The following is a 13850-nucleotide window of genomic DNA, read 5'->3' on the forward strand; positions in this document are numbered from 1 at the left end:
CGGGTTACACTAATGGGAGAAACACGTGCTCAGGAGCGATATCAAACTCAGTCCGCATTCCTCACATGACATGACCGACTGGGAATCATCGGTTGTTACTTTGGCAGAGACGACTCGGTTCGGTCGTATGCGTCATTGTAAACATTGCCGCGCCGAACACGCGTATACTGTTCGCAGCGAGGCCATGCGAGGTGAACTTTATCGCGCTTGTTTAATGGGTAGTCGCAGGACAGTGCAGAATGGACATGAGCCTATGCCGAGGTTCAAGGCGAGCATGTATTCCCGGCGCCACTCCAAGTAAGCTTTTCACCGCTTTGATAGTCAGCCGTCTGCATCTTTTCTTTGGCGTTTTGTAAAAGTGCTTAGCGTCTGCGCGTAAGTGCGCAACTTTGCCCTATCATGTGGGCCGATTTCTGCTATCTGGATCCCTTGTGGTTCGCAACGAAATGTCGGAGCAAGAGCTACAAACGTAGTGCCCAATTAGGTTGAATGCTGTAGCCGTCTTCGCCTAGGCGAATCCGGGGAACCGCACTTGGCGCATGTCGTGGGTCGATACGAGGGCGGCGTGTTCAGTTTCTCGACAGTGTATTTGTTTGTGCCGTACCACGCGTAGAGTTCGGCCTCGAAGCTCGCTCGACACTCCTTGCAGATCTGCCATGTGTCTGGCATTTGCGCCGCTTCGCTAAACGCCATTTCAAATCCAACGCCTATATGCTACCCGATGCGCGATGCTAATGAGGGACCTCTCGGATATAGGGCACCGCTAGGTGTGCTAGAGTTCATTTCGCCGTAGCCCGGGCTCATGGAAGGGCTCCGATTGTGACCCAGCCGCGCCTCGCCAGGGGAGGGTCGGAGAGACGCCTAACGGTAGCCGCTGCGCTTGGGGAGGGGGTAACCTTCCCAACAGCCTTATCAGCAGACATATTGAGCGAACTTTCGCGGATGGAGGCGAACCGAGGCGGAGAACAGAGGGAGCCAAATCGGCCGGTTCTTTCTTTTATGTCAGGAAAATAAATACATGGGTAGGTGGCCGAGTGGTTAATGGCACCAGACTGTAAATCTGGCGCGCGAAGGCGCTACGCTGGTTCGAATCCAGCCCTGCCCAAGTGTTCGCGGGCGTTGCATAGTGGTAATGCCTCAGCCTTCCAAGCTGATGTCGCGGGTTCGATTCCCGCCGCCCGCTCCAGATCCTATGAAGAGATCGCGTGCCGTTGTAGCTCAGTGGTAGAGCACGTCCTTGGTAAGGACGAGGCCACGGGTTCAATCCCCGTCAACGGCTCCATCAGCTCGCGACGCTGTCGCGGTCGGCCGGCGGTTCGGAGAGGATGCGCTTTTCAACAGCGCGCTGCCAGGATGCACGACCCGGTAGCGCTGCCCAAGCGACGCTGCTATGTATCTCGTCGCCGACGAAGGCTTCGTCGAGGTTCCCATAGGCATCGTAGAGAGCGAACTGGCTTTGCACCGCGTTTCCGACGGAGGCGTCGATAACGAGAGAGCCGTAGCCGTACGCGGTGAGACTCGCGACGACGACAAAGATATGGACCGTGAAGATCCAGTTGAACCGAAAGATGCGCTTCATTCCAGCCTATCCCATACCGTACTCTTCGTCGATGGGGTCGGCCCGCAACGCGACGGTGGGGCTCGATAAAGAGTCCGTAAAGGCGTTGGAGCGCGCATCGAGCGCTCGTGGGTGCGCGCCGTCAACGGAGTCGCGCAACACATGAGCTCGGGCTGTTGCGCGAAGCAGTAATCGCAGCACGCGCAGCAAAGCTACCCGGATGGAACTCAAACCTACCTACATCGGCACGATGCTTTCCCTGGCGACGATAGCGTTCGGTCTCATCGCTGCCGGCGCGTGGAACAAGTTCATTAGCGATCTCATCGCCTTGTTTCTCCGGCCGGGAAGCAGCGTGATCGCCGAGTTTTTCTACGCGATCGGCGTCACCGTAGTTGCGATCGTCATCGTGCAGAATCTCGGCAAGCTTGCGGAACGGGAGTCGCTCTTTGGGCCGAAAAGCAATCGCTAAACGGGGGCCGCGGTCTCGGGCTTCGGCAGCGCTGGCGGCCCGAGAATACGTTTGAGTTCCGTTGCGTCGACGGTCTCTTCACGCAGGAGCGTCGCGACCAACGCCTCGATCCGATCGTGCACGCCGGCCAGCAGCGAGCGCACGTGCTCGTGTGACTCCGCGAGCAAACGCTCGACGTCGCGATCGATGCGCGCCGCCGTCGCCTCGCTGTACTCTCTCCCCTGCGCCATCTCGTAACCGAGAAATGGCTGTTGCTCGTCCGTGCGAAAGGCAAGCAGTCCGAGCTCTCCCATGCCCCATCGCGCTACCATGCGGCGCGCAAGCACTGTCGCTTCGACGAGGTCGTTCTCGGCGCCGGTAGAGATCTCGCCGAGCGCAAGTTCTTCCGCCGTTCTACCGCCGAGCATCACCGCGAGCCTTGCCATGAGATAGGCTCTGCTCAAGTTGTGCCGCTCCTCGCCGGGAATCTGTTCCGTCATTCCGAGGGCCCGGCCGCGCGGCACGATCGTGACCTTCTGTACCGCATCGGCTCCCGGCGTCAACCACGCGGTAATCGCGTGCCCTGACTCATGATATGCCACGACCTTGCGTTCGCCCGGGTCCACGAGGCGCGTGTGCGTCGCTCCCAAGCGGATCTTGTCGTGCGCTTCCCAGAAATCCGCCTGCGCGACGGTGGTGCGATCTTTGCGAGCGGCAATCAGCGCCGCCTCGTTGCAGAGGTTCGCGAGATCCGCGCCGCTGAGACCGATCGTAGCCGCCGCAACCGCGGCGAGATCGATGTCCGGTCCGAGCTTGATAGGACGCGTGTGAATCCGCAGGATGCCCTCGCGTCCGGGCCGATCCGGAAGATCGACCGTCACCTGACGATCGAAACGTCCGGGGCGCAGCAGCGCCGGGTCGAGGACGTCGGGGCGGTTCGTTGCTGCGAGAATGATGACGTCGTAACGGGAATCGAATCCGTCAAGCTCGCCCAGGAGCTGATTGAGCGTCTGCTCGCGCTCGTCGTTTACCGTGCCGATGCCGGCACCGCGGCGCCGGCCGACCGCGTCCAGCTCGTCGATGAAGATGATTGCCGGCGCGATCTCCTTTGCCTGGTTGAAGAGATCGCGCACGCGACTCGCGCCGACGCCCACGAACATCTCGACGAACTCCGACGCGTTGAGGCTGAGAAATGGCACGCCCGCTTCGCCAGCGACGGCCTTCGCGAGCAACGTCTTTCCGGTGCCGGGCGCGCCGACGAGCAGCACGCCGCGCGGAATGCGCGCTCCGATCGCTCGATATTTTTGGGGATGCCGAAGAAAGTCGACCTCTTCTTGAAGGTCTTCTTTTGCGGCTTCGGCGGCGGCGACGTCGTCGAACGTGACCTTCTCCATTCCAGCCGCGTAGCGCTTTGCGCGCGATCGTCCGAAGCTGCTCATCAGCCCCGCCTGTCCGCGCCCGATCGACGAGAGCAACCAGATGAAGAGGCCGATTAGGAGCAACGCCGGGAGCCAGCTTCCGACGATCTGCCAGAACCACGGCGTCGTCGTCGTCGAGACGTCGACGATGACGTGGTGCTGCTCGAGCAGCGCCACGAGCCCGCCATCGCCTTGCGTTGCGGGAAACGTGGTTGCGAATGCGATCGTCTTCGGCGGCGGGCTCACCGTTGGCACGGGTTGTCCGGCGATCGCATCGACGCGCCGGATATCCGATGCCGGCTGCGCATACGGCCGCGCGAAGGCGCCGGCGATCTGGTCCCCGGTGATGTGCACGGCGGAGACGTTTCCGGCTCGCACCTGAGCGAGAAATATCGAATACGGAACCGTTTGTGCGTTTTGGCGGGGCGGGAAGAAGATCGCGAAGTTCCACACGATCAGGAACGCGAGAGCGATCCACCAAGCGAATCCCCACGGGCTGCGCGGCTGCGCCCCTGGGGGATTGCGCGGCCGCTCCTGAGGAGGCCGCGGATTGGATCCCGGCTGTTGCTCTGCCACTTGCGGTTATTTCTGCGCGGCGCGCGCCGCCCACTTCCGCTTTGTTACGACGCGTCGCGCGCCCATTGCCAGTTTCGTACGTCGGGCAGGTCCTCGCCGTATTCGTCGATATAGCAGCGATGCTCGATGAGCGTGTCTCGTATCAACTGTTTGGCGTACGCCGCCGTGTCGCCCAATCGCGCAACGCGGTCGATGACGTCGCCGGCGAGGTGGTAGCGATCGAGCTCGTTTCGCACTGTCATGTCGAACGGGGTCGTCGTCGTTCCTTCTTCTTTGTAGCCGCGCACGTGCAGGTTGTGATGCCCGTGACGCCGGTAGGTCAAACGATGGATGAGCCACGGGTACCCGTGGAAAGCGAAGACGATGGGCTTGTCGATCGTAAAGATCTCGTCGAAGTCGGAGTCGGGAATGCCGTGCGGATGCTCGCTGTGCGGCTGCAGCGTCATGAGGTCCACGACGTTGACCACGCGCACGCGTAGTTCCGGCAGATGGCGGCGAAGAAAGGTAACGGCCGCGAGCGTTTCGAGCGTCGGCACGTCGCCACAGCACGCCATGACGACGTCGGGCTCGGCGCCTTGGTCGTTGCTCGCCCACTCCCAGATGCCCAAGCCGGCGCTGCAATGGTTGACGGCGCCGTCCATGTCGAGCCACTGCCATTCCGGCTGCTTTCCGGCGACGATCACGTTCACGTAGTTGCGGCTGCGAAGGCAGTGATCGGCGACCGAGAGCAAGCAGTTTGCATCGGGCGGAAGATAGACGCGCACCACGTCGGCTTTTTTATTGACTACGTGATCGATGAAGCCGGGATCCTGATGACTGAAGCCGTTGTGGTCTTGCCTCCAGACGTGCGACGTCAAGAGGTAGTTGAGCGAGGCGATGGGCCTGCGCCACCCGATCGCGCGAATGGACTTCAGCCACTTTGCATGCTGGTTGAACATCGAGTCGACGATGTGGATGAACGCTTCGTAGCAGGAGAAGAAGCCGTGCCGGCCGGTGAGCAGATAGCCCTCCAGCCATCCTTGGCAGATGTGCTCGCTCAAGACCTCCATCACGCGCCCGGTCGGCGAGACGTGATCGTCGTATGGAAAGACCTCGGCGGTGGACGTTCGATCGGTCACCTCGAAGAGCGCGGTCAGGCGATTCGACGCGGTTTCGTCCGGCCCGACGACGCGAAAGCTCTGCGGATTGTCGCGAAGGACGTCGCGAAGGAGGTTGCCGAGCACGCGCGTCGCTTCCGCGCGCACGCTTCCCGGTGAGGGGACGGCTACGGCGTAATCGCGGAACTCGGGCATGACGAGATCGTGAAGAAGGGCGCCGCCGTTTGCATGCGGATTCGCGCCCATGCGCCGGACCCCGCGAGGAGCCAGCGCCGCAATCTCGCCGTGCACGCGGCCTTCCGCGTCGAAGAGTTCTTCGGGACGGTAGCTGCGCATCCAGGCTTCGAGCATCGCGAGATGTTCGGGATTCTCGCGCACGCTCGAAAGCGGAACCTGATGCGCGCGAAACGTTCCCTCGACCTGCACGCCGTCGACGATCTTCGGCCCGGTCCAGCCCTTCGGCGTCTTGAGGATGAGGATCGGCCATTGAGGACGCGTGGAGAAGCCCCGGCGCCGCGCCTCATCTTGTATTGCCTTGATGCGCTCCACGATGGTGTCGAGCGCACTCGCCATCATCTCGTGCATCGTTGCGGGATCGTCGCCCGCGACGACGAGCGGCTCGTAACCGTAGCCGACGAAAAGCGCTACCAGCTCCTCGTGCGGGATGCGTGCGAGTACGGTCGGCCCGGCGATCTTGTATCCGTTGAGGTGGAGCACCGGGAGCACGGCACCGTCGCGAACCGGATTGAGGAACTTGTTCGAATGCCAGCTCGCCGCTAGCGCTCCGGTCTCCGCCTCGCCGTCGCCGACGACGCAGCACGCGATGAGATCCGGGTTGTCGAAGACGGCACCGTATGCGTGCGCGATCGAATAGCCGAGCTCGCCGCCCTCGTTGATCGAGCCCGGCGTCTCGGGAGCGGCATGACTCGGCACGCCTCCCGGAAACGAGAACTGTTTGAAGAGCCTGCGCATGCCGGGCTCGTCGAGGCCGACGTTCGGGTAGAGCTCGCTGTAGGTTCCCTCAAGATAGGTATTGGCGAGTAGCGCCGGGCCGCCGTGTCCCGGGCCGGTCACGAAAATCGCATTCACGTCGTACTTCTTGATGACGCGGTTCATGTGCGCGTAGATGAAGTTTAGGCCGGGCGTCGTTCCCCAGTGGCCGAGAAGCCGAGGTTTTATGTGTTCGGGCCGCAGAGGCTCCTTGAGAAGCGGATTATCGAGCAGGTAGATTTGCCCAACGGACAGATAGTTCGCAGCGCGCCAGTACGCGTCGATGAGTGCCGAGCCGGTTGTCGATGCGGGAGCGTTCATAAAAGCTTCCTCGGACAGCCTATCGCGTGTCCGAGCGCTCCGCCTCTTCGTCGGCATGATATTTGCGACGGATGTCGTCGATGTCGACGATGGTCGGCGGAAACGTCATATGCAGCGCGTCGAGCGTCTCGACGACGATCTTTGAAACCACGAGGTTGCGGAACCACTTGTGGTTTGCCGGAATGACGAACCACGGCGCGTACGGCGTGCTCGTCTTGTTGAGCGCGTCCTCGTACGCCGTGAGATATTGCGTGAAGAAGTTGCGTTCGGCGTAGTCGGATTCGCTGATCTTCCAATGCCGCGTGGGGTCGTCGAGCCGTTTCTTAAAGCGCTTTAGCTGCTCGCCCTCGCTGATGTGGAGGTAGAACTTGAGAATCGTCGTTCCGGCGAGCGAGAGGCCCTTTTCGAACTCGTTGATGAGCTCGTAGCGTTTCGACCAGACGCTCTTTGGGACGAGATCGTGCACGCGAGCGATGAGAACGTCTTCGTAATGCGAGCGATTGAAGATCACGATCTCACCCTTCGCGGGGCACTGATTGTGCGCGCGCCAGAGAAAATCGTGCGCCGCTTCGTCGAGCGACGGCGTTTTGAACGCGTGCACGCGTGCCCCCTGTGGATTGAGCGCGTCGAAGACATGCTCGATCGTTCCGTCCTTCCCCGCAGCATCCAATCCTTGAAGGCAGATGAGCAGAGAACGCGTCTGTTCGGCGAACATGACGTACTGAAGACCGTGCAGCTTGCGATTGTCCGCTGCGACCTCGTTCGCCGCGCTGGCTTTACCCGTATCGGGATCCTTAAACCCGGGGTTAGCGTCGGAGAGCCGAATGCCGTGCTTCGGATGAACCATGAATGCGTCGCGATAGGTACGAGTGGACACGAATGGAATGATTCGGGAGGAGATGTGCTCGTTCATGCTCATGCGCTACTTTGCGGAGATTCGCCGCTGTGGAGTGTAGCTTCACGAGATTGGGAGTAACGCTCAAGCCCAGCCGCGTGCGGGACGAACGGCAGGGCGTCTTGAATCCGGCATGCGCGCGCCTGCGCGAGGGGGCGTTGCAGCTCTATCCACGGATGGTCGCGCCGGGAAACATCTCGCGGATCGGATCGTTTCGCGCATGCGAGCGGGCAGACGGGACGCTCGAGCTGGAACAACAGGGATTCGCGCTCGAGCCCGAGGCGTCGTACGAGCTGCGCAGCAAGCCCGGTGGGTACGGCTGCGAAGACCCGCGCGTAACCTTCATCGAGGCGATCGACCGTTACGTCATGGCGTACGTAGCCTTTGGGCCCCGAGGGCCCGATATCGCGCTTGCGATCTCGGAGGACGGACTCGCGTGGCAGCGCCTCGGCCCCTTGCGATTTCAGGGCGAGACGACGTCGTTTGCCGACAAGGATGCCGCCTTTTTTCCGGAACCGGTCCGCTCTCCGAAAGGCGTCGAGTGTTTGGCGTTCTATCATCGGCCGACGCTTGACGTCTCGGTGCGGCGGGGACAGCGCGCGCTTACCGCGCTCGAGCACCTTGCGCCCGGACGTCGCGAGGGAATCTGCGTCGGATACGTTCCTCTCGCCGATGCGCAGCGCGATGCGAGCAGCCTGTGCATCGTGACGGAGTCGCACCGGCTCTCGCTGCCGGACGCGAACTGGGGAGCGATCAAGGTCGGGGCCGGGGCGCCGCCCGTGCGCGTTAGGGAGGGCTGGCTTGCCGTGATTCACGGCGTCGACGAGCTCGAGCACGCGAGCGGAGCGGCGCTCCTGCGCTACTGCGCCGGCGTCATCGTGCATGACGCCGACCAGCTCGAGCGAATCGTCTATCGATCCTCGGAACCGCTCTTCGTGCCGGAGGCGCGCGGAGAGATTCAAGGAACGGTCGGGCACGTCGTCTTCCCGACGGCAATCGACAAACGAGCCGACCGCGTTTTCGACATCTTTTATGGCATGGCCGACTATGAGATCGGCCGTGGCCGCCTGACGCTACAGGCATAGGCCTTCACGGCTCGTTCACATCGCCTTCCCCTCCGGGTGTTAGCCTGTTCCTTGAGGTACGACGCCGCAGCCCTCGTCGCGGCAGCGGCGTTGCCTGGAACAATCAAGGCAGTGGTCTCTCGGGGGGGCAGGTCCGACCTAGCTATGGATCATCTCGGCAGAGTTCCGGCACCGACCCTTCTCATTATCGGGGGAGCGGACACCGTGGTCATCGACGTGAATCGTCAGGCGATGGAACGCATGAGCTGCGAACGCGATTTGGTTCTCGTAAAGGGCGCAACGCATCTCTTCGAAGAGCCGGGTGCATTGGAGCGCGTCGCGGAGCTGGCGCGAGCGTGGTTCGTACGCCACTTCAGCGCGGTTAAGGGCCCATCATGAGCACGATCGTCGATGTCGTTTCCGCCCTGGAGCTGTTGAAAAAGTACGAAGTGCACGTCGCTCGTAGCCGATACGTCGACTCGGCGGAGGACGCGATCGCCTTTTCAGAGCGGCGGAATGCGCCCGATCCGCGTTTCGTGCCGATCGTCCTGCGCGTCGCGGTACCGGGTCGTCTCGGCGAGGCGAGCCAGTTCGAAACGATTCTCACGACCGAGCAAGACGTGCGCACGGAGTACGATGCTCTCGCCGGCGCCGCAAGAGCCTCGGGAGGGCGGTTACTCGCTCAAGCGCTTCCCGAGCGCGGAACCGACATCGCGATAGTCGGCGAGACGGATGAAGGACAGAAGTTCGTCGCGACAGGCAGTGGGCCCGACCGAATGCGAAAATCCGTTCCGTTAGGAGCAGCAGATGCGCAAGTGCTCGCGGACCGTATTCGAGCGCACCATCATCGCGTACCGACCGAGCAAATGCGACGCATGCTCGTCCATGTGTTCGCGCGGATATCGAAGCTTCTCGACGAGACCGCGGTGAGCGAGCTCGTCGTGACGCTGCGCGCGCATGAGAATGGCTATACGGTCATCGATGCCATGATGTCAGCACTAAGGCCGCTCCACTTCAAGGAGCGCCTCGACCCGCGCGCGCACGACCGCAAGGGCGACGACTACCATCCGAGCGGACGGCAGTAATCAGCGAACGCGCCGCGCGTGGTCTTGAAGGCGACGCTTTGCTCGGCGGAACGCGTCGCGAACCGCGAGCGCAGGATCCTTGTACATGGCAGCGATCTCGGCGCTCTTGTGCCGCGTGACCGCCGCGTCGTCGCCGGCGGGCGTCACGCGTAGACTCGGCTCCGTGTCGATCACGAGCTCCGAGCCGGGAACCTCGATGTCGATGCGAACGTGGAACGGCGCGCCGTGTCGAATGTGACGTTGTTCCTGTTCGACGAGGACCTCGCACGTCATGATCCGATCGTAAAATCGGCTCAGCTTGCTCGCCTCTCGTTCGATGAGCCTAGTCAGCCCTTCCGATGGGTGGAGGTGCCGGTAGGTGATCTTGACGGGAATCTCCATGTGAAGATTGTACCGCTTTAGCGGGCGGTGTAGCCGCCATCGATCACGAGTTCTGACCCCGTGACGAATTTGGACTCGTCGGACGCCAGATACAGCACGCCGTATGCGATATCGTCGGGCTCGCCGAGGTGGCCGAGCGGGTGCAGATCGGCAAGCGCCCGGCGCGCCGCCTGCTCGTCGCCCGTCGATGCAACGTAGTGCGCTACCATCGGCGTTTCGATGTATCCGGGGTGTATCGAGTTCACGCGGATACGATGCGGCGCGCCGTGCAACGCCGCCGATTTTGCGAGCAGTCTGATCGCGCCTTTGCTCGCGCAATAGGCTGCAGCATCGCCTTGCCCGACCATGCCGAGGATCGACGACATGTTGATTATCGACCCGCCTCCCGCGCGCTTCATCGCGGGGAAGACGTACTTCGTCCCGAGGAAGACCCCGTCGCAGTTGATGCTCATCAGCTTGCGCCATTGATCGAGCGTGGCGTCCGCGACGTTTCCTGTCGTGCCGATTCCAGCATTGTTCACGAGGACGTCGACCCGCTCGAAGGCTTGCAACGCCGACGCGATGACGTTCTTCCACTCATTCTCGCTTGCTACGTCGTGCTTCACGAACGTCGCCTCACCGCCGGCGGCCCGTATGGCCTTAGCCGTTGCTTCGCCGCCGGTCGCGTCGAGGTCGGTGACGACGACCTTCGCGCCCTCGCGAGCTAATAGCCGCGCGCAAGCGCTGCCGATCCCCATCGCCGCTCCCGTGACGATGGCGACCTTACCGTGAACTCTTCCTGGGCGTTCCATGGTCACGGCATCGTCGGGCGAGGATTTTCCCAGGCGGTGCCGTTTGCGTACTTGACGCGAAGCACTTCGCAGAACGGGTACGCCGTTCCGAGGGGAAATACGTCGCGCGCCATCGTGAACTCATGGTCCTCGATGAGCACGCCTGGTGAGAAGGTACCGACGTCTCTCGCGACGTCGACGAGATAGCCGCGGGCGACGAGCCCGAAATCGATCTCCGTCGCTACGACCGGCGCGGTGTTCCGAAACGACACACCCAAGAACGCGTCCCAGTAGGGGAAGAAGGGGCCGGGATGCCACCGGCCCCAGGCGTCGATCCACGGATGCCGCTGTGCGGCCGTGTGGATGTGAGGATGACACCACGTCACCTGGATCTGCGATCCGGCAGTCTGCCGCAGCGGCTGCGTTGCAGCAGAGACCGGCAGCGCGAGGAGCGCTGCGAGGGTCGCGAGTCCCAAGAGGCGTGCGTTCATATGCGGTCCTTATCTCACGTTCCGAATCGGCGCGGTGATCCAGATCATGTAGCGCCATTCGGGGGTGTTGTATTGCGCGAGAGCGTCTTCCACGTAGACGTGGACGAATGGAAGGATGTGATAGGAGAAATCGATGTTACCAGTGTGCAAGCGATTTCCCAATCCGTCGTTCGTCCACTCCTCACGTGCCGAGATAAGCCCCTTGTCGAGTACGGGCTCGTAGAACTCGAACGTCGTAGCGGTGCTCGACGCCGGAGCCAGACTCAGCCCTGGGTTGGCGTCGTACGCGCTCTGGTAGATTGCGATCACGCCCGGGATTCCGTTGAGCGGATCGCGCTGGACGTACCCTGCGATCGAATGATACTGATCGGTGCCGCCCTCCGCAAGCGGGAACGACCCAGTCGACCCGAAGGCACCGTACTCGAAGGGGCTCGTCGGGCTCGCGAAGGCGAGTTTGTATTGGAACGTCTTGTCGGTATCGTCCGAGAAATCGCTCGTCCCACCCCAGCCCGCTCCGCTTCCGAGCCACCCAGCTTCGGCATCGAGGCTTCCATGGATGTAGTTGATTTTGGCACCCCACCGATTGGCGTCGAGCTGGTAGGGATGTTCGCCGACGGTGATCTCCGGCGTCGAGAAGCTCGCGAGGTCGAACCACTGGCTGAAAAACGACGGTCCCGGAGCTTCGATCTTGCCGAAGAAGAGGTGCCCATCGCGGTGGAGCAGGTTGTTGTAGGCTAGCCAGAAGGTATCGAGATCGCCGGCTTGATCGTTCTGCCAAATCCACTGTTGAAAGTGGTAGGTGAAATCGTTTCCGATCGCTCCCACCGCATGAATCGCAAGATTTCCGAACTGCGTCCGATGGGGAGCGGCCGGATCCTGAGTATCGTACGAGGTGTTCTCGCCGATCCAAATCGGCAAGGCGCGCGCGAGCACGTGTGCGTCGAGGGACGCGTAACCGGTGCGCTGCACGTAGCGTCCGTAGGCGTTGAGGCCGGGGACCTGCGTGTGGCATAGGCTGCAAGGAACTCCGTACGCCTGTGCGAACGGCGGCATCGCCTGTGCGCGCTTCATCTCTGCCGGCGAGAGCCACACGAGCGAGACGAATATCGCGATCGCGAGGACTGATGCTGCCGCTTGTGCGCGTCGGTTCATGGCACCACGTGTACCGTGAGCGTCATGTTGGGATGACCGGCTCCGCAGACGATCGTACAATGGAGGATGTAGGTCCCGGCCTTTTGCGGCGTGACCACGACGGTCGTCCAAGTTCCCGGCATGATCGTGGTCTGCGGGATTCCGAGTTCGTCCGACTTTAGTCCGTGCACGCCTTGCGCCGACGTAAGTCGTAGCCTGGTCGGTTGCCCGACGTGTAGCTCGATTGTCGAGGGCGTGAACTTCCAGTTGGACGCAACGATGTCGATGCTCGGGTGAGCAGCGGCAATAAGAACCGATGATGTCAAGGTAAGGGCGACCGCAGCGGCCGCCATGCGAACGAGGGGAACGAATCTCATCTCGCGCTCCTTTCACCCCGGTTATAACGCCCACGTGGGAAACAACCGGGAAGAAGCTGAGAATCCGCGCGCTGGCCGGTCAGGCGGAGAGCAGAGCCTCCACCATGCGCAGCAATGTATCGGGCTCGCACGGTTTGGGGATTGCGGCCCGCACGCGGTAGATCCGCATGAAATCCCGGACGGCGTCGTTCGGTGGGGTGGCCGTGTAGAGTGCGAGAGCGAGCTCGGAGTTCGCGGGATCCGCGCGAATCCGCCGGATCAGTTCCCCGCCTGAAAGCACGGGCATCGAGAGATCGATCAGCGCGAGCTCGGGGCGCTCCATAGAAACGCGCTCCAGCGCGCTCTCCCCGTCGGCGGCCTCGACGACCGTGTGCCCGGCGTGGCGCAGGAGCGTCGTGAGAAGTAGCCGGTTTGAAGCGTCGTCGTCAGCGACGAGGATCTTCGCCATCTGCAATGAGCTCGTCGATCTCGCGGCGGAGTCGCTCGGGATCGATCGGCCTGAGGATGAACTTGCGCGCGCCGAGCTCGATCCCTCGGCGACGATCCTTTGTCTGCCACGCCGTCGACGAAAGAAAGACGAATGGAATCGCTCGCCATTGCTCGCTTGCGTTCACCCGCTGGATGAGCTCGAAGCCTCCCTCGCCGGGCATGTGCAGGTCGCAGATGATGAGATCGGGGCGTACGTCTTGGAGCAGCTGGAGCGCCTCGCGCACGCTGCGGGCCTCCGCTACGCGATAGCCGAGCGGGACGAGCGCGGCACGTACGACGTCGAGATTCGTTTGAAGATCGTCCACGGCGAGGATGATCGGACCGGGCGTCGGCGTCGTGACCGCGGCCGAAGCGGGCGTCTGCGCGTGCCGGGGCGCCGCAGCACCCTTGCCGTGGCGCAGAAATCCCTCGACCTGCTGGACGAATCGTTCGGGATCGATCGGCTTTGGGATGTAGCCGTCGAAGCCGGCCTTGGCGATGCGCGCGTCGTCGCCCGGCATCGCGAGCGCCGTGACCGCGATCAGGGGAACCGACGAGAGATTCGGGTCGCTCTTGAAGTGTCGCGCAAACTCGTAGCCGTCCATGCCGGGCATGAGGATGTCGACCAGGGCTGCGTCGTAGCGGGTGTTGCGCGCTCTCTCGAGACCGCCGACGCCGTCGGCCGCGGCGTCGCACTCGTATCCGAAAGCGCCGAGGAGGTAGAGCATGAGATCCAAGTTCGCGCGGTTGTCGTCGACGGCGAGGATGCGAGCCGACACG

General features: G+C 62.4%; 15 protein-coding genes and 3 tRNA genes. 7 read left to right on the forward strand and 11 right to left on the reverse strand.

Features of this window, described 5'->3' with window-relative positions; genetic code table 11:
* Window positions 1–1020 precede the first annotated feature (1020 nt).
* The 3 genes from VMV82_04840 to VMV82_04850 all read left to right on the forward strand — a co-directional run bounded on the left by VMV82_04840 (window position 1021) and on the right by VMV82_04850 (window position 1282).
* Window positions 1021–1105 (forward strand) — tRNA-Tyr (locus VMV82_04840).
* Window positions 1106–1112: 7 nt separating this feature from the next.
* Window positions 1113–1186: transfer RNA gene (locus VMV82_04845), tRNA-Gly, on the forward strand.
* Window positions 1187–1207: 21 nt separating this feature from the next.
* A tRNA-Thr gene (locus tag VMV82_04850) sits at window positions 1208–1282 on the forward strand.
* On the opposite strand, the gene VMV82_04855 is transcribed toward VMV82_04850, so the two are convergent.
* Window positions 1283–1579 carry a hypothetical protein gene (locus VMV82_04855; protein ID HUY40877.1) on the reverse strand — a complete coding sequence of 99 codons (297 nt, stop codon included), beginning with the start codon at window positions 1577–1579 and terminating at the stop codon, window positions 1283–1285.
* Between the two features lie 199 nt (window positions 1580–1778).
* Between VMV82_04855 and VMV82_04860 the strand changes: the two genes are divergently transcribed.
* A complete protein-coding gene (locus VMV82_04860) occupies window positions 1779–2027 on the forward strand; it encodes a DUF5654 family protein (GenBank protein HUY40878.1) in 249 nt (82 codons plus the stop codon).
* On the opposite strand, the gene ftsH is transcribed toward VMV82_04860, so the two are convergent.
* Genes ftsH through VMV82_04875 form a run of 3 tightly spaced genes read right to left on the reverse strand, consistent with a single transcriptional unit; the run spans window position 2024 to window position 7285 of the window.
* Window positions 2024–4000, reverse strand: coding sequence for an ATP-dependent zinc metalloprotease FtsH (gene ftsH / locus VMV82_04865; GenBank protein HUY40879.1), 1977 nt, complete (start codon window positions 3998–4000; stop codon window positions 2024–2026). The two genes, VMV82_04860 and ftsH, sit on opposite strands and share 4 nt — an antisense overlap.
* A 44-nt stretch (window positions 4001–4044) precedes the next feature.
* Complete coding sequence (locus tag VMV82_04870) at window positions 4045–6408, reverse strand: phosphoketolase family protein (GenBank protein ID HUY40880.1); 2364 nt, start codon at window positions 6406–6408, stop codon at window positions 4045–4047.
* 19 nt (window positions 6409–6427) lie between these two features.
* Window positions 6428–7285 carry a polyphosphate kinase 2 family protein gene (locus VMV82_04875; protein ID HUY40881.1) on the reverse strand — a complete coding sequence of 286 codons (858 nt, stop codon included), beginning with the start codon at window positions 7283–7285 and terminating at the stop codon, window positions 6428–6430.
* Between the two features lie 116 nt (window positions 7286–7401).
* Here VMV82_04875 and VMV82_04880 point away from each other — a divergent pair, with 116 nt between their 5' ends.
* From VMV82_04880 to VMV82_04890, 3 genes are all read left to right on the forward strand, one after another.
* Entirely contained in the window at window positions 7402–8388 is a 987-nt protein-coding gene (locus VMV82_04880; GenBank protein HUY40882.1) for a glycosidase, read from the forward strand.
* 144 nt (window positions 8389–8532) lie between these two features.
* Entirely contained in the window at window positions 8533–8766 is a 234-nt protein-coding gene (locus VMV82_04885; protein HUY40883.1) for a hypothetical protein, read from the forward strand.
* On the forward strand, window positions 8763–9452 hold the full coding sequence (locus tag VMV82_04890; protein HUY40884.1) for a hypothetical protein: 690 nt from the start codon (window positions 8763–8765) through the stop codon (window positions 9450–9452). Before VMV82_04885 ends, VMV82_04890 begins: the two co-directional genes overlap by 4 nt.
* Here the strand turns inward: VMV82_04890 and VMV82_04895 are convergent, their stop codons facing one another.
* From VMV82_04895 to VMV82_04925, 7 genes are all read right to left on the reverse strand, one after another.
* Window positions 9453–9833 (reverse strand): HPF/RaiA family ribosome-associated protein, encoded by a 381-nt coding sequence (locus tag VMV82_04895; protein ID HUY40885.1) that lies wholly within the window; start codon window positions 9831–9833, stop codon window positions 9453–9455.
* A 17-nt stretch (window positions 9834–9850) separates the two neighbouring features.
* Window positions 9851–10624: a glucose 1-dehydrogenase gene (locus tag VMV82_04900; GenBank protein HUY40886.1), complete on the reverse strand. Its 774-nt coding sequence runs from the start codon at window positions 10622–10624 to the stop codon at window positions 9851–9853.
* A gap of 2 nt (window positions 10625–10626) precedes the next feature.
* Window positions 10627–11094 (reverse strand): hypothetical protein, encoded by a 468-nt coding sequence (locus tag VMV82_04905; GenBank protein ID HUY40887.1) that lies wholly within the window; start codon window positions 11092–11094, stop codon window positions 10627–10629.
* A 9-nt stretch (window positions 11095–11103) separates the two neighbouring features.
* On the reverse strand, window positions 11104–12246 hold the full coding sequence (locus VMV82_04910; GenBank protein HUY40888.1) for a hypothetical protein: 1143 nt from the start codon (window positions 12244–12246) through the stop codon (window positions 11104–11106).
* Window positions 12243–12602, reverse strand: a complete 360-nt coding sequence (locus VMV82_04915; protein ID HUY40889.1) for a cupredoxin domain-containing protein — start codon at window positions 12600–12602, stop codon at window positions 12243–12245. Before VMV82_04915 ends, VMV82_04910 begins: the two co-directional genes overlap by 4 nt.
* A gap of 79 nt (window positions 12603–12681) precedes the next feature.
* The gene (locus tag VMV82_04920; GenBank protein ID HUY40890.1) at window positions 12682–13050 is read right to left on the reverse strand and encodes a response regulator; all 369 of its coding nucleotides are present in this window, start codon (window positions 13048–13050) and stop codon (window positions 12682–12684) included.
* Entirely contained in the window at window positions 13028–13849 is an 822-nt protein-coding gene (locus VMV82_04925; protein HUY40891.1) for a response regulator, read from the reverse strand. The genes VMV82_04920 and VMV82_04925 overlap by 23 nt, the downstream gene beginning before the upstream one ends.
* Window position 13850 lies beyond the last annotated feature (1 nt).

It is taken from the genome of Candidatus Dormiibacterota bacterium (assembly GCA_035532035.1).
Taxonomy (GTDB): domain Bacteria; phylum Vulcanimicrobiota; class Vulcanimicrobiia; order Vulcanimicrobiales; family Vulcanimicrobiaceae; genus Tyrphobacter.